Annotated in this window: 21 protein-coding genes; 2 read left to right on the top strand and 19 right to left on the bottom strand. The window is 69.2% G+C overall.

The features are described from left to right. Nucleotides 1–97: 97 nt before the first annotated feature. The 4 genes from AC07UK_RS28555 to AC07UK_RS28540 form a co-directional block, all read right to left on the bottom strand. Entirely contained in the window at nucleotides 98–829 is a 732-nt protein-coding gene (locus tag AC07UK_RS28555; protein WP_316155248.1) for an SDR family NAD(P)-dependent oxidoreductase, read from the bottom strand. A gap of 90 nt (nucleotides 830–919) precedes the next feature. Next, nucleotides 920–2122, bottom strand: a complete 1203-nt coding sequence (gene pcaF / locus AC07UK_RS28550; RefSeq protein WP_436224389.1) for a 3-oxoadipyl-CoA thiolase — start codon at nucleotides 2120–2122, stop codon at nucleotides 920–922. 40 nt (nucleotides 2123–2162) lie between these two features. Next, the gene (locus AC07UK_RS28545; RefSeq protein ID WP_013951897.1) at nucleotides 2163–2804 is read right to left on the bottom strand and encodes a 3-oxoacid CoA-transferase subunit B; all 642 of its coding nucleotides are present in this window, start codon (nucleotides 2802–2804) and stop codon (nucleotides 2163–2165) included. A 22-nt stretch (nucleotides 2805–2826) separates the two neighbouring features. After that, nucleotides 2827–3489, bottom strand: a complete 663-nt coding sequence (locus AC07UK_RS28540; protein ID WP_494686994.1) for a 3-oxoacid CoA-transferase subunit A — start codon at nucleotides 3487–3489, stop codon at nucleotides 2827–2829. A gap of 483 nt (nucleotides 3490–3972) precedes the next feature. Here AC07UK_RS28540 and AC07UK_RS28535 point away from each other — a divergent pair, with 483 nt between their 5' ends. Continuing rightward, entirely contained in the window at nucleotides 3973–4230 is a 258-nt protein-coding gene (locus AC07UK_RS28535) for a hypothetical protein (RefSeq protein ID WP_436224391.1), read from the top strand. Nucleotides 4231–4248: 18 nt separating this feature from the next. Here the strand turns inward: AC07UK_RS28535 and AC07UK_RS28530 are convergent, their stop codons facing one another. Beyond that, nucleotides 4249–7311 (bottom strand): AAA family ATPase, encoded by a 3063-nt coding sequence (locus AC07UK_RS28530; protein ID WP_494686995.1) that lies wholly within the window; start codon nucleotides 7309–7311, stop codon nucleotides 4249–4251. Further along, a complete protein-coding gene (locus tag AC07UK_RS28525; protein WP_494686996.1) occupies nucleotides 7308–8456 on the bottom strand; it encodes an exonuclease SbcCD subunit D in 1149 nt (382 codons plus the stop codon). The genes AC07UK_RS28530 and AC07UK_RS28525 overlap by 4 nt, the downstream gene beginning before the upstream one ends. 138 nt (nucleotides 8457–8594) lie before the next feature. On the opposite strand from AC07UK_RS28525, the gene AC07UK_RS28520 reads away from it, so the two are divergent. Then, the gene (locus tag AC07UK_RS28520; protein ID WP_436224394.1) at nucleotides 8595–8951 is read left to right on the top strand and encodes a YgiW/YdeI family stress tolerance OB fold protein; all 357 of its coding nucleotides are present in this window, start codon (nucleotides 8595–8597) and stop codon (nucleotides 8949–8951) included. Between the two features lie 21 nt (nucleotides 8952–8972). On the opposite strand, the gene AC07UK_RS28515 is transcribed toward AC07UK_RS28520, so the two are convergent. From AC07UK_RS28515 to AC07UK_RS28455, 13 genes are all read right to left on the bottom strand, one after another. After that, nucleotides 8973–10337, bottom strand: a complete 1365-nt coding sequence (locus AC07UK_RS28515; RefSeq protein ID WP_011616405.1) for a sigma 54-interacting transcriptional regulator — start codon at nucleotides 10335–10337, stop codon at nucleotides 8973–8975. A gap of 38 nt (nucleotides 10338–10375) precedes the next feature. After that, nucleotides 10376–12064: a TadG family pilus assembly protein gene (locus AC07UK_RS28510; RefSeq protein ID WP_494686997.1), complete on the bottom strand. Its 1689-nt coding sequence runs from the start codon at nucleotides 12062–12064 to the stop codon at nucleotides 10376–10378. After that, complete coding sequence (locus AC07UK_RS28505; protein ID WP_436224397.1) at nucleotides 12061–12408, bottom strand: DUF3613 domain-containing protein; 348 nt, start codon at nucleotides 12406–12408, stop codon at nucleotides 12061–12063. The genes AC07UK_RS28510 and AC07UK_RS28505 overlap by 4 nt, the downstream gene beginning before the upstream one ends. Beyond that, nucleotides 12405–13268 carry a tetratricopeptide repeat protein gene (locus tag AC07UK_RS28500; protein WP_494686998.1) on the bottom strand — a complete coding sequence of 288 codons (864 nt, stop codon included), beginning with the start codon at nucleotides 13266–13268 and terminating at the stop codon, nucleotides 12405–12407. Before AC07UK_RS28500 ends, AC07UK_RS28505 begins: the two co-directional genes overlap by 4 nt. Then, nucleotides 13265–14305, bottom strand: coding sequence for a type II secretion system F family protein (locus AC07UK_RS28495; RefSeq protein WP_494686999.1), 1041 nt, complete (start codon nucleotides 14303–14305; stop codon nucleotides 13265–13267). The genes AC07UK_RS28500 and AC07UK_RS28495 overlap by 4 nt, the downstream gene beginning before the upstream one ends. Nucleotides 14306–14336: 31 nt before the next feature. Next, complete coding sequence (locus AC07UK_RS28490; RefSeq protein WP_436224399.1) at nucleotides 14337–15263, bottom strand: type II secretion system F family protein; 927 nt, start codon at nucleotides 15261–15263, stop codon at nucleotides 14337–14339. After that, nucleotides 15256–16572, bottom strand: coding sequence for a TadA family conjugal transfer-associated ATPase (locus AC07UK_RS28485; protein ID WP_494687000.1), 1317 nt, complete (start codon nucleotides 16570–16572; stop codon nucleotides 15256–15258). Before AC07UK_RS28485 ends, AC07UK_RS28490 begins: the two co-directional genes overlap by 8 nt. Before the next feature lies 1 nt (nucleotide 16573). Next, entirely contained in the window at nucleotides 16574–17815 is a 1242-nt protein-coding gene (locus tag AC07UK_RS28480) for a CpaE/TadZ family protein (protein ID WP_494687001.1), read from the bottom strand. Nucleotides 17816–17861: 46 nt separating this feature from the next. After that, entirely contained in the window at nucleotides 17862–19274 is a 1413-nt protein-coding gene (locus AC07UK_RS28475; RefSeq protein ID WP_494687002.1) for a type II and III secretion system protein family protein, read from the bottom strand. Nucleotides 19275–19293: 19 nt separating this feature from the next. Then, nucleotides 19294–20247: a Flp pilus assembly protein CpaB gene (cpaB, locus tag AC07UK_RS28470; RefSeq protein ID WP_494687003.1), complete on the bottom strand. Its 954-nt coding sequence runs from the start codon at nucleotides 20245–20247 to the stop codon at nucleotides 19294–19296. A gap of 44 nt (nucleotides 20248–20291) precedes the next feature. Continuing rightward, on the bottom strand, nucleotides 20292–20768 hold the full coding sequence (locus AC07UK_RS28465; RefSeq protein WP_114134946.1) for a TadE/TadG family type IV pilus assembly protein: 477 nt from the start codon (nucleotides 20766–20768) through the stop codon (nucleotides 20292–20294). Between the two features lie 72 nt (nucleotides 20769–20840). Further along, nucleotides 20841–21368, bottom strand: a complete 528-nt coding sequence (locus tag AC07UK_RS28460) for a prepilin peptidase (protein ID WP_436224404.1) — start codon at nucleotides 21366–21368, stop codon at nucleotides 20841–20843. A gap of 24 nt (nucleotides 21369–21392) precedes the next feature. Next, a complete protein-coding gene (locus AC07UK_RS28455; RefSeq protein ID WP_013951880.1) occupies nucleotides 21393–21572 on the bottom strand; it encodes a Flp family type IVb pilin in 180 nt (59 codons plus the stop codon). Nucleotides 21573–21622: the final 50 nt, after the last annotated feature.

The following is a 21622-nucleotide window of genomic DNA, read 5'->3' as shown; positions in this document are numbered from 1 at the left end:
ATCCGGTGGGCGGCCCGGCCAGGGGCCGCCATGCGTGACGCTTGGTTAACGTCTCTTCTTGTTGAATGCTTGAATGCCGGATGCCGAGGCGCGGTGCTTACACCGGCGCAACACCCAGCGTGGTGCCGCCGCACACGTACAGCACCTGGCCGGTGACGAAGCCGTTGTCGGGCGACAGGAAGAACAGCGCGGCACGCGCAACGTCTTCCGGCGTGCCCATGCGCTTGACGGTGATGCTGGCCAGGATGCGCCTGGTCTGTTCAGCACCTTCGGGGTTGCTCTTGCGGAACAGCTCGGTGGCGATCGGGCCCGGGGCCACGGCGTTGACGGTGACGCCGTCGCCGCCCAGCTCCATCGCCAGCGTGCGGGTCATGCCGATCAGGCCGGCCTTGGTGGCGGAGTACACCACGCGCTCGGCCTTGCCCAGCGCCGCGCGCGAGGCCATGTTGACGATGCGGCCAAAACCGGCGGCGCGCATCGCGGGCAGGCACGCCTGCGTCAGCAGCAGCGTGGCCTGCAGGTGCAGGCCGGTCACGTAGTCCAGGTCGGCAACGGTGGCGGTGTCGGCGGTGCCGGGGCGCGTGGCGCCGGCGTTGTTCACCAGGCGCGTGACGGCGAAGCGCGAGGTCACCTGCGCGGCCACGGCGCGGGTCGCCTCGGCATCGGTCAGGTCGGCCTGGAAGAAAGTCATGTTCGGGTGCGACCAGGCCGGTTCGGCATAGTCGACATTGACCACCTGGGTCACGCCATCGGCCAGCAGCATTTCACAGATGGCGCGGCCGATACCGGAACTGCCGCCGGTCACGAGCGTGGCTACGGGAAGGGACATCTCTTGCTCACTCCAAGAACTACCGCTAACTCGCTCCCTCTCCCGCTTGCGGGAGAGGGAGTACACCCTCAGCTTTCCAACTGGCTTGACTTAGACCCGCTCGATCACCATCGCAATACCCTGGCCCACGCCAATGCACATCGTGCACAGCGCAAAGCGCCCACCCGTGCGATGCAGCTGGTACATCGCGGTGGTCACCAGGCGCGCGCCGCTCATGCCCAGCGGGTGGCCCAGCGCGATCGCGCCGCCGTTCGGGTTGACGCGCTTGTCGTCGTCCGCCACGCCCAGTTCACGCAGCACAGCCAGGCCTTGCGCGGCGAACGCTTCGTTCAGCTCGATCACATCGATCTGGTCCATGGTCATGCCCAGCTGCTTGAGCAGCTTCTGCGACGCCGGTGCCGGGCCGATGCCCATCACGCGCGGCGCCACGCCGGCGGTGGCCATGCCGACGATGCGGGCGCGCGGGGTCAGGCCGTGCTGCTTGAGGCCGGCTTCGCTGGCCAGCAGCAGCGCGCAGGCGCCGTCGTTCACGCCCGAGGCGTTGCCGGCGGTCACGGTGCCGTCAGGACGGACCACGCCGCGCAGCTTGGCCAGCGCTTCCATGCTGGTGGCGCGCGGGTGCTCGTCGCGCTCGACCACGATCGGGTCGCCCTTCTTCTGGGCGATGGTGACCGGGGTGATTTCCTGCGCCAGCGTGCCGTCGGCCTGTGCGCGCGAGGCCTTTTCCTGGCTGCGCAGGGCCATCAGGTCCTGGTCTTCGCGGCTGATCTTGTAGTCGGTGGCGACGTTCTCGGCGGTCTCGGGCATCGAGTCCACGCCGTAGGCCGCGCGCATGGCCGGGTTGATGAAGCGCCAGCCGATGGTGGTGTCGAAGATCTGTGCATCGCGCGAGAACGCGCTGGTGGCCTTGCCCATCACGAACGGGGCGCGGCTCATGCTTTCCACGCCGCCGGCGATCATCAGGGTGGCTTCGCCGGCCTTGATGGCGCGCGCGGCGGTGCCGGTGGCGTCCATGCCGGAGCCGCACAGGCGGTTGATGGTGGCGCCCGGCACGCTTTGCGGCAGGCCCGCCAGCAGCAGCGACATGCGCGCCACGTTGCGGTTGTCTTCGCCGGCCTGGTTGGCGTTGCCGTAGATCACGTCCTCGACGGCCGACCAGTCCAGGTTCGGGTTGCGGGCCATCAGCGCCTTCAGCGGCACCGCGCCGAGATCGTCCGGGCGCACCGCGGACAGGCTGCCGCCGTAGCGGCCGATGGGGGTGCGGATGGCGTCGCAGATAAAGGCTTCGGTCATGGTGTGTCTCTCTCGTTTTGGTGTGTGGTGATGCCGGCGCTCAGGCGGCCAGCTTCAGGGGAACGCCGGTAATGCGCTGCAGTTCATCGAAGCTCAGCCCCTCGACCAGGTCGCGCGCGACCAGCCCGTCGGCGGTCACGTCGATAGTCGCAAGGTCAGTGTAGATGCGGGTCACGCAGCCGATGCCGGTCAGCGGATAGGTGCACTGCGGCACGATCTTGCTCTCGCCCTGCTTGGTCTGGTGCTCCATCATCACGAACACCTGCTTGGCACCGATCGCCAGGTCCATCGCGCCGCCCACGGCGGGGATGGCACCGGGCGCGCCGGTGTGCCAGTTGGCCAGGTCGCCCTTCTCCGATACCTGGAACGCGCCCAGCACGCAGAAGTCGAGGTGGCCGCCACGCATCATCGCAAACGAATCGGCGTGGTGGAAGTAGGAACCGCCCGGCTTGATCGTCACCGGCTGCTTGCCGGCGTTGATCAGGTCGCCGTCTTCCTCACCCGGCGCGGGCGCGGAGCCCATGCCGAGCAGGCCGTTCTCGCTGTGCAGCAGGATTTCCTTGTCTGCAGGCAGGTGGTTGCCAACCAGAGTCGGCAGGCCGATGCCTAGGTTGACCACGGCACCTTCGGGAATGTCTTTGGCCACGCGGGCGGCCATCTGATCGCGGGTCAGGCGTTGCATGCTGTTTCTCCTGTGTTCGCGCTCAGGCGACCTTGACGACGCGCTTGACGAAGAGGCCCGGCGTCACGATGTGTTCGGGGTCCAGCTCGCCCAGTTCCACCACGCGGCTGACCTGCACGATGGGGCACTTGGCGGCCATGGCCATGATCGGGCCGAAGTTGCGCGCGGTCTTGCGGTAGGTGAGGTTGCCCCAGCGGTCGGCGGTGTCGGCCTTGATCAGCGCGAAGTCGGCGTGGATCGGGGTCTCGAACACATAGCCCTGGCCGTCGATGATGCGCGTTTCCTTGCCTTCGGCCAGCGGCGTGCCGTACGCGGTGCGCGTGAAGAAGCCGCCGATGCCGGCACCGGCGGCGCGGATGCGTTCGGCCAGGTTGCCCTGGGGCACCAGTTCCAGCTCGATCTCGCCCGCGTGGTAGAGCGAATCGAAGACGTACGAATCCGCCTGGCGCGGGAACGAGCAGACGATCTTGCGCACGCGCTTGGTCTTGAGCAGCGCGGCCAGCCCGGTGTCGCCGTTGCCGGCGTTGTTGTTGACGATGGTGAGGTCTCGCGCGCCCTGCTCGATCAGCGCGTCGATCAGTTCCGCAGGCATGCCTGCAAGGCCAAAGCCGCCAATCAGGATGGTGGCGCCGTCGTGGATACCGGCGACCGCCGCTTCCACCGTGTCGTATAGCTTGTTGATCACTTGCGTTCCAGGTCGGAAGATCCGCCAGGCTACCGGAGCGGGCCGCAAGACGCGGCGCATGAAAGGCTGTCTCCGGTAATCCTGCCGGAAGGAGTTTCGTCGCGGCGGGCGGCGGGGCGCTACCCATTTGAACGAGTCCAGCAGTCTGCGTTTGGTCTTTGTGGTGTGGGACCGGCTGTTCGTTAACCGATTTGTTCGATATACGAACTCGAATTCGCAGAATGAACAGGTTACACCTGCGCGTCGACGACGGTCAAGCCGACCGGGCGGTCGGCCAACCAGATTGTGCGATAAGCGCGCGCGGGTGACGGGCACGCCCCGTATGTAGGCAGGGGCCGACATCACAATCGGCTCGCACTCGATATGGCCCGGGGGCCGCGCGGGCTATTGTGGAATCAGGCAAGGCAAGACCCGCACAGCAGCCACCGGACCACCCGGCTGAGCAGGGCAGCCTGGCAACAAACAAGAACGAGGAGCCCGATCATGGCCACCGTCCACGTCCCGTTTTCATCCACGCCCCATGCAGCGGCGCTTGCGCGCATCCTGCATGTCACGCAGCAGGCGTGGGGACTGAAACCCCGCAAGGATCGACTGCAATCCCCCGCGCCTGCCCCGGCAGGCGCCGACATGCCATCCCGCCCGCCCCCGCTGTCGCGCCGTGCGCGCCTGGCCCGGGCAGCCGCCCGCGCGTTTGAAGCGCAAGTGATGGCGATTCGTTGCCGCCAGGTATTTGTCGCCTGACGGGGAAGCCCCGCCGCACTACGCGGGTGCCGCCACACCCGTCAACTGTACCCGGCTGCCGCCAACCCCGGGGCGCACCTCCAACCGCACGTCGATGCGCTCACGCAGTTCGGTGACGTGCGAAATGATCCCCACCAGCCGCCCTGCCTGCTGCAGGTCCAGCAGCGTACGGATGGCGAAGTCCAGGCTCTCGGGATCGAGCGTGCCAAAGCCTTCGTCGACAAACAGCGTATCGAGCTGGATGCCGCCCGCGCGCGACTGCACCACGTCTGCCAGCCCCAGCGCCAGCGACAACGACGCGAGAAAGCCCTCGCCACCTGACAGCGTATTGGCCGGCCGCGCCGCGCCGGTATCGTGGTCGAACACTTCGATATCCAGTCCGCCTGCACTGCGCTGGTCGGCCTGCTCGCGCACGCGCTGCAGCACATAACGGCCGCGGCTCATCGCCAGCAAACGCGCGGACGCGGCTTCCAGCACCTCATCGAGCAGCGTGGCCAGCACGAAGCGCTGGAAGGTCATGCGGCGCGGGTTGTTGCCGTTGGCGACTTCGGCCAGCCGGCCCAGCACCGCGTAGCGTGCCTCGATGTCGCGCCCCTGCGCATCGAGCTGCTGCAGGCGCAGCTGGCACTGCAGCAGCGTGTCGCGCGAACGGCCGCGCTCGGCCTGTTGCCGGACCAGGGCTTCCACCGCGGCTGTCGACGCATCCCGCGCTGCGCGCAGGCCGTCCAGGTCCGGCGCGTCCAGCGTTTGCGCGGCGGCCTCGGCGCGTTCGCGCCGGTCGGCGGCTGTGGCCAGCTGGGTATCGAACGCGCGCAGCGTCGCGTCGAGCGCCTGCATGGCATCGTCGCCAAGACAGGCGGCGGCGTGGGCCGGCTCATCGGCAAAGCCTTGTTGCGCGAGCGCCTGCGCAAGCGCGGCTTCGGCCTCGGCCAGGCGGTGGGCCGCCTGCGCCTGTGCCTGCTGTGCCGAAACCAGTCCGGCCTGTGCCCCTGCTGCGTCCGCCGCAGCCTGGCGCTCGGCCGCCTGCGCAGCGGCCAGCGCCTGTTCCAGCGCGGCGAGCATGGCCTGTGCCTGGCGCAGGGCCTCGCCCAGCGCCACGGGGTCGCGTGAATCCTCAGGGACCTGCGCGCTGGCGGCCTGCCATTCGCCACGGCAGTGGGCCAGCGCCTGGGCAGCGGCCTCGGCGGCGGCGGCGGCATCGCGGCTGGCGGCGTCCGCCACTGCGAGCGCCGTGCGGCAACTGACAATGGCGGCTTCGCGTTGCGCAAGGCTTGCCGCCGCTTGCCGGCCTTCGGCCAATGCCGCTTCCAGCGCCGTGATCTCCGCCTTCAGCTTGCGGGCGGACTCGTCGCCGACCTCGCCCAGCGCCTGCGCCAGTTCGTCCAGCCGCTCGCGCGCCTGGGCAATGGCGGCTTGTGCCGCCTGGTGCTGGCCGGCGCAGCGCACCGCATGGGACTCGGTCTCGAGCGCGGCGTGGCGGGCCTGCTCCAGCGCCTGGTCCGACAGCGGCGCCGCCACATGCTGCGCCGGTGTCGGGTGGGCGGTGCTGCCGCAGACCGGGCAGGCATCGCCCGCTGCCAGGATTGCAGCCAGCCGCGCGGCCTGTCCGGCGCGCCAGGCGGCTTCCGCTTTGGCCAGCGCGGCGCGGCACTGCTCGCGCTGGCGCAGCGCGTGCTGTTCGGTAGCGGCGGCAGCGGCCGCCTGTGCGTTCGCGGCATCCAGCGCCCGGGCAGCTTGCTGATGACGGTCAAGCTGCCGCGCGCGTTCCTGCAATGCGGCCAGCTGCAACGCCGTGGCCTGTGCCTGCGCTGCGGCAAGCTGGCCTTGCGCCAGCGCGGACTCCGCGGCAACGGCATCGGCTTGCCGCGCGGCAAGCTGTGCGGCTGCGCGTTCGCGCGCGGTGGCGGCGGCTGCCTGCCTGGCTTCGGCCGCCTGCAGCGCGGCCAGCTGCGCACCCAGCTGCTGCGCGCGCGGCAGCATGTCTGCCAGCTGCGAAGCCCGCCGCTGCGCGGACTGGCGCGCTTCGGCGCGTGCCGTTTCGGCCTGCAATGCGGCAGCCGCCTGCGTGGCCTGTTGCGCGGCGCGCCCCGCCTGCTCGCCGGCCCGCGTCAAGGCAACGGCGCTGGCGGCCTGGTCGCGCTGCGCGGCTTGCCATGCCTGCAGGGCCGGCCTGACACGCGCAGCGCGCTGGGCGGCGTGCAGGCGCGCGCGCTCATCCTCCATGGCTGGCTGGCGTGCCAGCAGCGCCGCGTGCGCGGCCTGCGCCTGCTGGCGTTCCTGCAATCGCGCCGCCACCTGCTCGCCGGCACCCAACGCCGCCTGCGCTGTGGCCAGCGTGGCGCGCGCGCCCTGTTCCTGCCCTTGCAGCGCCTGCAACTCGGCCTGCAATGCCTCGATTCCCTCGGCCAGCGCCTGCGCCGATTCCACGCCAACTTGGCGCAGCGCTTCGTCGCGCTGGATGGCGATGCGCTCGGCATCGCGGCGGATGCCGGCGGCCTCGGCCTTCAGCAGCTCTTCCACGCGCCGGTACAGCTCGGTGCGGAACAGGCGCTCCAGAATGGCCTGGCGCGCCTGCGAGCTGGCAGTCAGCAATTCACGGAAGCGCCCCTGCGGCAGCACGATCACCTGGCGGAACTGCGCACTGTCGAAGCCCAGCAAGTCGCGCACCGCATCGCTGACCCTGGCGGGCTGGCTGGCCTTGCTGACCCAGTCGTTGCCGTCATGCAGGTCCAGCTGGGCCTTGGCCGGCTCGGTCACCCAGCCCTCGCCGCGCTGCTTGGGCCGCTCCTGCACCGGCGAGCGCACCACGCGCCAGCGCTGCGCGCCCAGGCTGAACTCCAGCGTCACCTCGGTGCGCAGCGCGGGCGCGGCGTTGGCGCTGCGCATGGCCTGCGCACTGCGCTCGCCGCCGGAGGTATCGCCGTACAGCGCAAAGCAGATCGCGTCGAGCAGCGTGGTCTTGCCCGCGCCGGTGGGGCCATGGATCAGCACGAAGGCCTGCTCGCCTAGCCGCGTGAAATCGACCTGCTCGGTCGAGGCAAAGGGGCCGAAGGCCTGCAGCGTCAAATGCAGCGGTCTCATGCCGACTCCCTGTCCGCGGCGGCGATCCCGGTCAGCACCTGGTCAAGCACCGCACGCTGGTCCGGTTCCAGCTCGGCATCCGCCACTTCGCGGAAGAAGTTGGCAAAGAGCTCGCCGGTTCCCAGCTGCCGCAGCTTGCGCCCGGCCTCGGAAGCCGTGCCGGTGCGCGCCAGCACCGTGCGTTCGATCGCGAGCGCATTGGGATAGACCTGCCGCAGCCTGGCCATCGGGTCCAGCAGTGCGCCGGTATCGGTGAGCCGCGCATGGATATAGTCATCGCGTTGCGGGTCATTGGCCCCCGCTGCCAGCACTTGCGCCAGTTCGCCTTCCACCACGCGCACGTCGCGCAGCGCCTGCAGCGCCACCGGCGTGATGGTGACGGCACCGTCCGCGCCCAGCTCGATGCGCGACACCGACTTGTCGTGCGCGCACTCTGACAGCGAGTACTTCAGCAGCGAGCCCGCATAGTGAACGCGCCCGCCGCCCAGCGTCTGGGGCCGGTGCAGGTGGCCCAGCGCCACCAGGTCGAAGCCGGCGAACAGGTCCGCGGCCACCGCACCGCTGCCGCCCACCGACAGCGGCCGTTCCGATTCGCTTGCCGCGCCGCCCACCACGAAGGCGTGGCCCACCACAACGGCACGCACACCTGGCGGAAGCACCGCGCGGATGGCATCGAGCTGCGCGCGCAGCGCGGCTTCATGCGATGGCAGGTCGGTGCCCATGGCATCGCGCACCACCGCCGGCTCCGCATACGGCAGCGCGTAGATGCGCACCTCGCCGTGGGCGTCGTGCAGCGTCACGCAGGCAGCCTCGGCCAGCGTGCGGCCGGCCACGTGCAGGCCCTGGGCCCGCATCAGCCGCGCGCCGAATTCCAGCCGCTGCGCGCTGTCGTGGTTGCCCGCGATCATCACCACCGGCACGCCGGTGTCGATGACGATGCGGCCCAGCACGTCGTCAAGCAGGGCCACCGCCTCGGGCGGCGGCACGGCGCGGTCATAGACGTCGCCGGCGATCAGCACGGCGTCGGGGCGTTCGGTGCGGACCAGTTCGACAAACTGGTCGAGGATATGGGCCTGGTCTTCCAGCAGGCTGCGCGCATGGAAGAGCCGGCCGAGATGCCAGTCGGCGGTGTGAAGGAAACGCAATCCGGGATCCGGTTGATGAAAAGGGCGAAACCCGCATCATAATGCGTCGCGACCTGACCACCCGTTCAGCAATGGTTCAGGCGGGCGCGCGCATCATGCATGCAGTCGCCCCCAGATTGAAGCTAACGGAGAACGCTCATGAAACGCATTTTGACCGCCACGGCCCTGACGCTCGCCCTGGGCCTGGCCGCCACCGGCGCCAGCGCCCAGTACACCGGCCCGTCGGCCATCCCGGCGATGACCGTCAAGGCGCTGCAGGCGGAAGGCAAGGACGACCAGCATGCCATGCTGCGCGGCAAGATCGTCAGCAACGTCGGCCACGAGCACTACCTGTTCTCGGACGGCACCGGCCAGATGAAGGTGAAGATCAAGGCCAGGCTCTGGCCGGCACAGAAGCCGGTGGATGCGCAGACCACGGTGGAACTGGTCGGCGAATACGACAAGGAGCTGATCGGCGAATCGCACTTCGACGTGAAGGAGATCCGCCTGCCCTGAGGCGTGTTCTGAGGCGCGCAGTCAGACCGGCTCGGCCTCGCTGTCGGCGATCTGGTACTTGCGCATCTTTTCCCACAGCACCTTGCGGCTGATGCCCAGGCTTGCCGCCGTGTCCTGCCGCCGCCAGCCATTGGCATCGAGCGCAGCCAGGATGCGGCGGCGTTCTTCCGTATCGGCACGCAGGTCGTTGCGCTCGCCGCCATCGAACGCGCCCGGATGCAGCGAGCGGAACAGCGGCCGGATGCGCTCTTCGTCCCAGTGCCCGGTCTGCTGCACGGTGATGCCCACGCGCTCGGCCAGGTTGCGCAGCTCGCGCACATTGCCGGTGAAATAGGCGGTGCCGACCGCGCCCTTGAGCCAGTCCGGCATCGGCGGCAATGCGTCGAAGCCGGATTCCCCCAGCATATGGCGCAGGAACGACTGCAGCAGCGCCACCTTGTCGGCCTGGCCACGCTCTTCCAGGCTGGGGATGCGCATCTCGATCACCGCCAGGCGGAAGAACAGGTCGGCGCGGAAGCGCCCCTGCCGCACCGCGTCGCGCAGGTCCTTGTTGGTTGCCGCCACCAGCCGGAAATCCAGCTTGACCGCCAGGGTCGAGCCAAGCCGCGTGATCACGTTCTCTTCGAGCACGCGCAGCAGCTTGACCTGCTGGAACAGCGGCAGGTCGCCGATTTCATCGAGAAACAGCGTGCCGCCGTTGGCCTGCTCAAAATAGCCACGGTGCGCGAATGAGGCGCCGGTGAACGCGCCCTTGGCATGGCCGAAGAACTGCGACTCGAACAAGCCGTCAGGGATCGCGCCGCAGTTGACCGCGACGAACGGCCCCTTGCCGTAGGTGCCGTTGCGCTCATGAAACAGGCGCGCGATGCGTTCCTTGCCCGCACCGGTTTCGCCATACAGCATCACGTTGCTGCCGAAGTCGGCAAAGGTTTCCACATGCTGCAGCAGCTGGCGCATCGCCGGCGAACCGGCCACGAGGTCGGCCTCGCGCTCGCCGGGCGCGTCCGTGGCCAGCAGTTGCGGCAGCAGCTTGCCGATCTGGCTGCGCAGGTCGGCGCCGGTGAAGTCATCGGCAAGGATATGCGCGTACTCCGGCGGAAAGCGTCCGGGATCGGCCTCGCGGCCCGGGCCGGCCACCCAGATCACCGGCATGCCGTGCGCGGCCTCCCAGTCCAGCGAGAAGCGCGCCGCGCCGATCACCGACACGCTGATCACCGCGATGCAGGGCTTCAGGCGCGGCTCGGCGGGCAAGGCTTCGAGCGCGCCGGCGCGGATCACGTCCACGCCCAGCGGCGCCAGGAAGCGCGTGACGCGGTCGGCAATCTCGTACTTGCCTTCCCACACGTAGACTTCAAGGTTTTCGTAGGCCCAGCGGTCTGTCTTCATTCGATTTCTGCCATCAGGCGGTTTGGCGCGATCATGGCTCAGTACACCAGTTCGGCATTGTTGCAGTCGATGCTGTGGACCCAGAGGTCGGCGGTGCCTAGCTGGATGCCTGCCTGCGCTAGAACGGATGGCAGGACTGCGTCCAGTGCTGCGCCGAGGGGGACCAGCAAGGCGCTTAAATCGACGGAAAGCGGGATCGGGACGCCCAGCACCTCGGGCGTGACCTGCAACGCGAGCACTTGGGAGAAAATTCCTCCGATCGGGTTGGTCGTGCCCACTTGCGCATGTCCACCAGGCGCAAGGGTGATATCACTGCCCGCTGTGCTGCGGTTTTTCGGGTTATCGACTACCACAAGCTTGATCAGCGGTTGGAAGAGTGCCGACGCCGTGCCGATTGTCACCTTGCCACCCGTGCATTGGTTCGTGAGACAAGCGCTTACCAGACTGGGTGTGACGTGCAACGTGGCACGACGGTCGGCAGGTGCCGCCGCACACTGCAGGCCGGTCAGATCAGCCGTAGCTTCCGCAGCGGCGATATGCAGGGGTACGTTGAGTTGGACGCCGAGCAAGTTACTGATTGGACCACTCGATACGGTAGCGGCCAACGCAACCTCTACCTGCGAGGAGTGCGCCGATGTTTGCCATGTTGCCGGGTTGTCGGTCAGCTTGCGCGCGGGCCCGACCGCCATCACCGGCGGCTGGATCACCCGCACGCTGGCACTCAGGCCACCCAATCCTGCCGGCAATTGCACCGTCACCGGTAGCGCCACCGCCGCATCGCCCCGCGCCACCTGCGCCCCGGCCAGTAGCAACTGGGCCACGCTAAGCCCCACCTCCGCAGCCGACGATGCCGCTGGCGCCAACACCCCAAGCCGTAGCAACTGGGCCAGCGACACCTCGACTCCCGCACCGCCCGCGCCCAGCGTGGTCGGTGGACTGCCCAGCATCGTGTTCAACAGCGCATCGCGGCCGGCCGCACCGAGCACGAGCGCGTAGAAATCCCTCAGGCTCAGCGCAGTGTTCAGCAGCTGGTCCACCGTACCCACGTTTGCCCGCACGCGTAGCTGATCCAGCGTCACATTGGCATTGACCAGTCCTTGCCAATCCACGGCCGACAATTGCACCGAGCTCCCCAACAAAACGCTTAGCAGGCTGTTGGCCGAATTGACATCCAGCAACCCGGTCCCGAGCGAAAACGCCGCCACCGGCGGACTGCCACTGGCAATCGATTCCGCGAACAGCTGCCGCCCGCCCCCCCCATTGATCACGAACAGGATCGGCACAGTCTGCGTGGCCTGAACGCGCACGGCATTGGGCGACACCTGGGCCGGATTGTAGGCAGCGCTGAAATGCCTGGGCCCGCCGCTCGCCGGATCCCACACGCCAAGGCAGGCAGTCATGGCATCCGCGCTGCCACCGGTGGCAGCGCCGCAACCCATGGCAATGCCCGACGGATACCCGTTCTTCGCACCGATATTTCTGACCGTGCCCAGCACAGCGGCGTTGAGATTCGCCGCACTATCCGCCCGCTTGATCTGCTGCGCCGCCGACATCGCCGCCAGGTCCACCATGTTCTGCAACTGCCGCTGGCGCATGAACACATGCCCCACGTCGATCGACACCAGCGCGGCGATCGCCACGGTCGCGATCAGCAGCGCCGCCATCACACTGATGGCGCCGCGTGCGGATCGAGGTGCCCGGCGCAGCCGCGGCTGGTGCAAGCTCATTTGCCGCCCAGCATCTGGCCAGCGGAGCCGGCGCGCGCAGTGCTGGCGTTGGCCTGCCCCGTGTAGAACTCCGGCAGCGCAAAGCGGAAGCTGTTCATGTAGCGTTCATAGCCCAGCGCCGCCTGCTCGCCGTGCATCGGCAGCATGGGGCCGGCCTGCGTGCCTTCGCGCTGGATGGCAAGGATGGCGCGCGTGTCGGCGCCGATCTCGCGTTGCGCCGGGCTGCCTGCCGGCATGCCGGTGGCCGCGGCCTCGGTCGTGGCACGGTCGGTCTGCGCCAGCGCGGCGGGCGCCAGCATCAGCACGCAGAGCGCGGGGATGGCAATGCGGAACATGGCGGTCATGGGGTAGCCCCTGCGGTTGCGGCCACGGCCGCCACCGAGGTGGCCGGTGCCGTCGTGGCGGGTTTCGATGGCGCCCGCACTGCCGGCGCAGGACGGGCCGCTGCGCGGTCGCGCGCCGCGGTGGCGCGGGCGATGCGGTCGGCTTCCTTGCGGATAGCGCTGCGCGTGGCTTCGGGCAGTGCGGCCTTCTGCATCATGGCGTTGGCCTGCGCGCGCTTGCCGTCGGCCATCAGCCACACCACGGCATTGCTGATCACACGCGGATTGCGCGCGTCCAGTTCCAGCGCCTGCATCACCGGCACGCGCGCGTCCTGCAGCGCGCCGGCACGCATCAGCGCGTAGCCCAGGTCGCTGGCGATGCGCGGATTGACGGGGTCGAGCGCGGCGGCCTGGCGCAGCTCGGTGACGGCGCGCGCAAAGTCATCCTGGCGCCCCGCCAGCAGGCCGAGCCCGTGGTGCGCATGGGCGGCCTGCTCGCCTTGCGATGTCGCTGCAAGTTGCTGGTAAGCATCGGTGGCAGCCTTGTCCTGCCCGGTCTCGCGCAGCGCATCGGCGCGCATCGCCTGGATCTCCGGGCCGGCGCCGAAGCGCTTCACGTAGACCTCGATATGCGCCAGCGAGGCGAAGTAAAGGCCATCCTGCTGCATCTTGCGGATCAGGCCCAGGTAGACCGCCTGCTCGCTGTATTCGGCGCGCGCGGTTTTGTCGCGCAGCTTGGCCAGTTCCACCTGGGCCTCGGCCTGCTCATGCATGGCCGCAGCCCCACTCTGATTGGCGGCGCAGCCGGACAGCGCCGCCAGCAGCAGGCACGCCGCCGTTTTCGAAATCCGGCCCAGTGCCGGACCGACTGAGCGCATCATCGCGTTCCTCCCATATGTGCCAGCATGCGGATCACCCCGAGAAAGCCGGGGCCCGCGGTCAGGATCAGCAGCACCGGCAGCAGGCTCACCACCATCACCGCGGTCATCTTGACCGTGAGCCGGCCGATCTCGTCCTTCAAGCGCGATTTGCGCGCCTCCTGCATGCGCAGGCCAAACTGGCGCAGCGGCTCCTGCACCGCGCCGCCGTGCTTGTCCACCTGCGTCAGCAGCGTGATCAGGCTCTTCAGGTCTTCACTGTCGAACAGACGGCCGATGCGCAAGAGCGTCTGTTCGCGCGAGCGTCCCGAGGCAAACTGCTGGTTCGCGCGTGCCAGCTCCGGCCCCAGCACGCGCAGCATGCTGCCGAACTCGGCCACGATCACCTGCAGGCTCTGGTCGATCGACAGGCCCACGCCCTGCAGCAGGCGCAGCATGTCGATCAGCACCGGCAGCTCGTCATCGACCATGCGCAGGCGCGCCGCGGCACGGCGGCGCAGGTGCCACTTGGGGGCCAGGTAGGCCAGCGCAAACGTGCCGAAGCCCCACGCGACGATGGCGAAGGCACCTGCGCCCACGTGCCAGAGCATGGCAGCCAGCGCCAGCGCCAACGGCAACCCCAGCCGCAGCACGCCGAACAGCATGCGCGACTGCGGCCCGTACCATCCGCATTGCTCCAGCAACTGCTGGTCTTCCGGCGTCACCACCGCGCGCCCAAGGCGCGAATCCAGCCAGTGGGCGCTGATGCGCTCGCCCACGCGCGCGCCCAGTTGTGCACCGATTGCCGTGGCCGCCCCGCCCCTGCCCAGCGGCGCGGCGGCACCGGCCTTTGCCGCAGCAGCCTGCGCGCCCGGCGCAGGGGGGGCCGCGGCCTGCGCGGCCTGGGCAGCTTCTGCCGCGCGCTGCCGGGCCAGCGCGCCGTCGATGGTGCGCGCCGCCAGCCGGCGCTGGCGCCAGTCGCGCAACAGCGGCAGCGTCAGTACGCCCACGCCGCAGGCGGCAACCAGCAGGCTGAGCGAAATCAGTGTCAGGCGGTCCATGTTGGCTCTTGTCTGCGTGCTGGCATGCCGCTCAGATCGACTTGGCCAGCCGGTACAGCATGAAGGCCCCGGCAATTTCCAGCGCCAGGGCCGACAGCAGCATCGTTTTGCCGGTGGGGTCCTTCCACATCATCATGATGTAGCCCGCGTTCAGCATGAACAGGCCGCCGGCCACCACCAGCGGCAGCAGCCCCAGGATCCACGCCGACAGCCGGGTCTCGGCCGACAAAGCCATCAGCTCGCGCTGGGCCTGTTCGCGGTCGCGCATAAAGGCGGCGGTGCGCTCCATCACCACATCAGCGCGGCCGCCGTAGCGCACCGACAGGCGCAGCACGGAAGCCACCAGCACCAGTTCCTCGACCTTGTACACGCGCCCGACCTGCAGCACCGCCTGGTCCAGCTCCTTGCCGGCGCGCTGCAGGTGTATGGCCTGCACCAGGCATTGGCGCAGCGGCGCCTCGGTATTGGCGATGGAGTTCTGGAACGCCGCCGGCACGCTGCTGCCGATGGTCATCAGCCGCACCACGCCGTCCAGGAACCCGGGCAATTGCGACAGCAGCTTCTTGTGCAGGCGGCGCACGCGGCTCCATGCCGCGAACGCCGCCACGGCCAGCGCCACGATGAGGGCCGACACCGCGCCCAGCCATTGCCCCGCCACGGCGCCGGCCAGCGTGCACAACACCACGGGCGTGATCCAGACAATGGCGGTGCGGCGCGTCGGCGCCAGGTCGGCACGCCGCAGGAAGTCGTCCCAGCGGCGGCGCAGGTCGCGCGCGGGCAGTTGCAGCGCCGGATCCGGCGCCTGCGCATAGCGCAGGCGCACCTGCTCGGTCTGCGCCTGCAGGAAGGCCTGCTGCTGCTCGCGGCGCGCACGCGCCTGCGCGCTGGCCAGCAGCAGCAGGCCCAGGCCGGTAATGACCAGGGCCATGGCGGCGAGCAGCAGCGTGGCGCTAGACATCGAAGCGGTCGTCCAGCATGAAGCCCGGACCGCGCATGCGCGCCAGCTTGGGCGAGTGCGGCAGCAGGCCGAGCGAGAGCCAGCGGTCGGTCTCGGTGCCGTCCGGGTTCATGAAGGGCTCGTGGCGGTACAGCTCCTGGGTGGAGATGATGTTGTCGCCCAGCCCGGTGATCTCGGTGATCGAGACGATGCGGCGCTTGCCGTTGGAAAGCCGCGCGATCTGCACGATGAAGTCGATGGCGTTGGCGATCTGCCGGCGCAGGCTCGCCTCGCTGCCCTGGAAGCCGGCAAAACCGGCCAGCATCTCCAGCCGGTACAGGCATTCGCGCGGGCTGCTGGCGTGGATGGTGCCCATCGAACCGTCGTGGCCGGTGCTCATCGCCTGCAGCATCTCCAGCACCTCGCCGCCGCGCACTTCACCCACGATGATGCGGTCCGGGCGCATGCGCAGGCTGTTGCGCAGCAGGTCGCGGATCGACACCACGCCGGTGCCCTCGAAGCCGCCGGGACGGCTTTCCAGGCGCACCACGTGCGGGTGGTTCAGCGCCAGCTCGGCGGTGTCCTCGATGGTGATGACGCGCTCGGTGGTCGGCACGAAGGTGGCCAGCGCGTTGAGCAGCGAAGTCTTGCCCGAACTGGTGCCGCCGCTCACCAGGATATTGCAGCGCGCCTGCACCGCGGCCTGCAGCAGGTCGCAGATCTCGGGGCTCATGGTGCCCAGCCCCTGCAGGTCAGCAGGCGTCATCGGGTCCTTGCGGAACTTGCGGATCGACACCACCGGGCCCTCCAGCGCCAGCGGTGGGATCACCACGTTGATGCGGCCGCCGTCGGGCAGGCGCGCATCGACCATCGGGTTGGACTCATCCAGCCGCCTGCCGATCGGGGCCAGGATGCGGCGCACGATGCGCAGCAGGTGGCCGCTGTCGGTAAAGCGCACCGGGATGCGCTCCAGCACGCCGTGGCGCGACACGTAGACGTCAAGGTGGCCGTTGACCAGGATGTCTTCCACCGCGGGGTCGTTGAGCAGGTCTTCGATCGGCCCGAAGCCGGCCAGCTCCTTGGTCAGCGCCTCGGCGATCTGGCGCAGCTCGGCCTCGTTGATGGGGATGCGGCGCAACCGGGTAAAGCTCTCGAGCTCCAGGTCGACAAAGCGCTGGATCGCGGTGCGCGACCAGCGGCCGAACTCCGCACCAAGCTCTTCGATGCGGGTCAGCAGGTGCTCGTGCGCCGCTTCCTTGATGTTCTGGAATTCCTGCGAGACCGGGAACGGTGCGGGGGCGTTGTCGGAAAATTCAATCGCTTGCGTCATGTCAGCTTCCAGTGCGTGCCACGCGCACCGCGCGCAGCGCCTCAGGCAGTTTGTCCTTCATCCGCGCCAGCAGGCTGGTTTCCCTGGCCTGCGCCGGGCGGTAGCCCAGTCGCGCCAGCAGGTCGGCCAGCGCGCGCACATAGGGGTCGTGCGGATCGTCGTCGGCCAGCACCGCGCCGCGGTTCATGGCCAGCACCAGCGGCGCGCGGCTGTCAGGCAGCGTTCCCACCGACTGCACGCCCACGCGCTGCGCGATCTGCGCGGCATCCACGCCCAGGCGCGCATCGAAGCGCGACACCAGCAGGTGCAGGTCGTCGCGCTCCACCTCGCGCGCGCGCAGTTCATGCACCAGCTCCGCGGCCGAGACGATCGCGCCCACGCTCTGGTCGGCCACCAGCACCACGCTGTCGGCGGCCTTGACGATCTGCGCGGTGAACTCGGCATTGCCGAAGCCGCCCAGGTCGATGATCTGCATGTCGAAGAACGCGCGCAGCCGCTCCAGCAGGCTGATGGCCTCGGAGTAGGAGATGTCGCGCAGCTCGCCCAGCGCCGCGGGCAGCGGCAGCACGCATACGCCGTTGCCGTGGCGCGTCAGCGCGGTCTGCACGAAGACCTGGTCGAAGCGGCGCAGGTTGCGCACCGCCTCGACAAAGTGGAATCCCGGGCTCAGGTTCAGGTACAGCGCGCCGTCGCGCGCCGGCAGGCCCAGGTCCAGCAGCAGCACTTCGGCGCGCGCGTCGGTCTTTTCGTTCAGCGGCAGGTGGCGGCGTGCCGCCGCGGCCAGGTTCACGGCCAGGCTGGTCACGCCCACGCCGGGGCGTGCGCCCAGCAGCGCCACGATCTTGCCCTGGCGCGCCGACTCGGCCGGGCGCACCTGCTCGCCCGGCACGGCCAGGCGCTTGACCACGGCCTCGGCATCGGCCGGCGCGTCGCGCAGATCGATAAAGTCCTTCACGCCCACGCGCAGCGCCGCCAGCATGACGCCGGGCTCGTCGGCGTGGCCCACCGCGACCAGCGGCAGGCCTGGGAAGAGCCGCAGCAGCTGCTCACCCAGCCGTGCCGACGCGCCGGCCAGTTCCGCCGAGAAATGCAGGAACACCAGCCCCGGGCGCAGCTGGGCCGCGCGCTCGAGAAAGGCTTCCTGGGCGCCGCCTTCAGTCACCAGCGTGCCCAGCCCGCCCAAGACCTTGCCCAGCCAGTCCTTCACTTCGCCCTGCGTTGCATGCAACAGAAAATAGTCCATCTCTCTGCCTCAAGCCGTTGGCCATGCCTGCCGGCACGGCCGGCGGCTATTTTGAGAAACCCGGCAAAGTCGGGTCCGCGAATTCGCCCAGCACGTACCAGCCCCATACATTGGGGTTGCCGCTGGTGCGGCCGTCGGCACCAACGGCCTGCGCCGCCGGCGCGCCCTTGGCCAGCGGCTTCACCAGGCGCGGCGTGACCACGATCATCAGCTCACGGTCTTCCTGGTGGAAATTCAGGTTCTTGAAGAAGGCACCGATCACCGGCAGGTCGCCCAGCACCGGCACCTTGTTGACGTTGCTGACGGTGTTGCGGCTGACCAGCCCGCCGATCACGAAGCTCTCGCCGTCACCCAGTTCCACCGTGGTGTCGGCGCGCCGCGTGACGATGGCGGGCACCACCGCGCCATTGATCGAGATGCCGCGCGAGGGGTCGAGGTCGCTCGCCTCCGGTGCCACCTTCAGCGCGATGCGGTCGGCCGACAGCACCGTGGGCGACACCGTCAGCCCGATGCCGAATGGCTTGAACTGGATCGTGGTCGTGCCCAGCGCCTGCGGCACCGGGATCGGGATTTCGCCGCCGGCCAGGAAGCTGGCGCTCTGGCCGGACAGCGCCACCAGGCTGGGCTCGGCCAGCACGCGCGCCAGGCCGTTGGCCTCCAGCAGGCTGATATTGGCGAAGATGCCGTGCGTCAGCGACGCGGCCACCAGGTTGAAGGCATTGCTCATCGGCGACGCGATGTCGGCACTGAAACTGCCCGGCGCGCCGCCGCTGCCGGGAGTAAAGGTGAACTTGTTCAGCGTCGATGGCGAGAACGTGCCGAAGGCAAAGCCGGAGTTGTTGCGAAAGAAGTTGATGCCGACTTCCTTGAGCACGGTCTTGCTGATCTCCACCACCTTGACGTCGACCTGCACGGTGCCGGAGAGCGGCACGGTCGAGCGGTCCACCACCAGGCCGGGCTTGCCATTGCTCTTGCCGTTGGCGGCCGCGCGCGCAGCGGCCTGCGCGCGCGCCGCGGCATAGGCATCGGGCGACTGCCCGGTAATGGTGGTACCGGCCGCGGAATAGCCGAGCTTCGCGCCATCGGCATCGGGCGCGATGGCATCGACCTGCACGTTGTAGGTCAGCGGCTCGGCGCCGCCGCGCGTCCACACCATCACGTCGGTCACACCTGGTTGCTTGGCCACCAGCAGCACGCTGGGGGCACCGCGTGTGCGCAGCACCAGCGCATCGGCCACCGCCGGGTTGCCCACCGCCACGCGCTCCACCGGCTGCGCGCTGCGGATCTCCTTCTGCGCGCCGGCCAGCAGGCGCAACTGGCGTGCGTTCACGGCTTCCTGCGCCTGTGCGCGCGGCGCCAGTGCGCACCACGCGGTAGTGGCCAGCATCGCGGCCAGCGCGAGCTGCATCAGCCTGCGGCGCAGGGCCGTCGAATGGGCTAGTTTCTTCTGGATTCGCATAAAGTCGGCGCCCACGTTCTTATTCGATCTCGCGCTTGCCCGCGCGGATCACTTCCACGCCTGCGCTTTGTCTTGCCTGGGCTGGCGCGGGCGGCGCGGCAACCTGCAACGGCCGCGGCGCCCGCGCTGCCACCGGCGCGCGGGGGGCAGAGGCACCGGCGGGGGCGGCCAGGCCGGACAGCATCACGCCGGCCATGGCCTTGTCGGGGGCGGCGCGCGGCGCCTCGGCGGGAACGCCGGCGCGCGCGGCCAGCGCGGGCGGGGGTTCGGCAAACATGCCGTCGCTGGGCATGGCTTCATCCTGCGGATTGCGCAGCGCCAGCAGCAGGCGCCCGGACTGCTGCGCCATCGCCAGCCGGCTGACCTGCTCCAGCGGCACCGACAGCACCGCGGTCTTGGCGCCTTCCTGGCGCGCCATCATCTGTTCCGGCTTGGCGTTCTGCGGCCGGTTGACCGAGGCGACGCCGTAGGCCAGCACGCGCAGGCGCGACAGCAGCATGCGCGCCTGGCTTTCCGGGATCTCCTGCTGGTCGCGGCGCAGTACCAGGAAGACATCGACATAGTCGCCCGGCTGCACCTGGTTGCCGACGCCGATGACTTCATCGACCGACACGGCCACCGCGCGTTCGCCCTCCCGCACCTGTGCGGCCAGCCCGGCCAGCAACTGGCTTTCGAGCACCGGCACGTTGGCGCCCAGCGCCACCAGCGGCACCTGGCCGGTCACACGTGCCACCTCGCTGTAGGCGCCGGCGGGATCGATGGGCAGCATCTCTACCTTGAGCGCATCGGCGTCAAGCGGCTTGCCGGCTTCCGCCGCGCGCGTGGTCACCACCACCGGATGCAACGGCCTGGCGGAATTCGATGCTGCGGGCGCCTGCGCCGGCTGGCGGCCTACCTGCCACGCCAGCAGCGCAAGCAGCAACGCCAGGCCAAGCAGCACCACCGCCAGGAGTCGGATCTGCTTGCTGGTCATGCGGGATTCCTTTGGATGAGCATGGCGTGGGGGCACATGGCGGCTCAGATATCAGGAGAAAGCTGGACCATGGCCGAGCCCGACAGCGTCGCGGGGAGCGGGACCATCGGCACGGCGGGGAGAATGTTGGTGGTGGGAAGGTTCAGCGTGACCTGCACGCAGACATCGGTGGAGCCGGACGCGCAGGGCACCGCCTGCGCAACGTTGCCGGGGGGCAGCAGATTCCTGATGGAGGTGGGAAGCGTGCCCCGCGCCATCGCCGCCGCGGCATCGACGCGCGCGCCCTGCGTGGCCGCGAGGCCTGAGCCGGAAACCCCCGCCGGATAGCGCAGCGCAGCGCGCGCGCCTTCTTCGGCGGCCAGCGTCAGCACCTGCTGCAGCGCCAGCATCACGCCGTAGTAGACGATGCCGATCACGATGGCGAGCAGCACCGGCGCCACGATCGCAAACTCGATCGCAGCGCTGCCGGCGCCGTGGCGGCGCCGGTTGATCCCCCTGTTGACCCTTGCGTGCAGCAACATCTGAAACCCCGGTCCCTTGGTGTTCTTTCGCGCCGACCGGCGACGCAGCCTGCTTGCCTCCAGCCTGTCCGGCTATTGGCCCGCGGCCATCCAGACCAGCACGCCCACGGCCAGGTACGCGGCATATGGAATGCCGCGCGCCCGCGAAAACTGCGCCGTTGGAATGGGTCTGTCCTGGTGATGCAAGGCTTGCTCCGTAGCCGGCGTGCTGGCTGCCACGCGCAGGCGTGCCGCGGCGCGCTGCCGAAGCGCGGCCAGCACGCTGCTGTCCAGTGCCAGCGCCAGCAGCGCGTGCAACAGCCCGAGCAGGCTGCCGACGACCCATGCCACCACCAGTCCTTGCGGGCCGGTGAACAGGCCCACCACCGCCAGGAACTTGACGTCCCCTGCCGCCATGCGCCCGAGGGCGTACGCCGGCAGCGTGACGGCAAGACCCAGCCCCGCGCCGGTCAGACGCGCGGCCAGCGGCAGTTCCGTGGCCTGCCCGGCGAGCAGTGCAAGTCCGAGGACCAGCACGGCGGCCGCCAGCAAGGCGTTGGGAACGCGCCGGTAGGCAAGATCTGTGTAGAGGGTCGCCGCGCAGAGGAGCGCGGCAATCACGCCGGTCTTATGGTTTCGGCCTGCTCAATTGACGAACCATCCCGAAACCTTGACTGAGAGCCGGGTGAAGCTGGCGTTGAGTTCTGTGCCAAGTTGGCCGGCGCCGACTGCGATGGCCAAAGCGACGAGGCCGACGATCAAGCCATACTCGATAGCCGTCGCCCCGCGCTCATCCTTAATAAAGCGTGCAATGAGTCGTTTCATGTTGTCACTCCCGAGTGATCTAAGAAGCCGCGATCACGCTTCCCCCGTTC

The organism is Cupriavidus sp. GW821-FHT07C08 (assembly GCF_059419025.1).
Note: the sequence above shows the minus strand (reverse complement) of the source record. Positions and strands in the feature narration are given on the sequence as shown.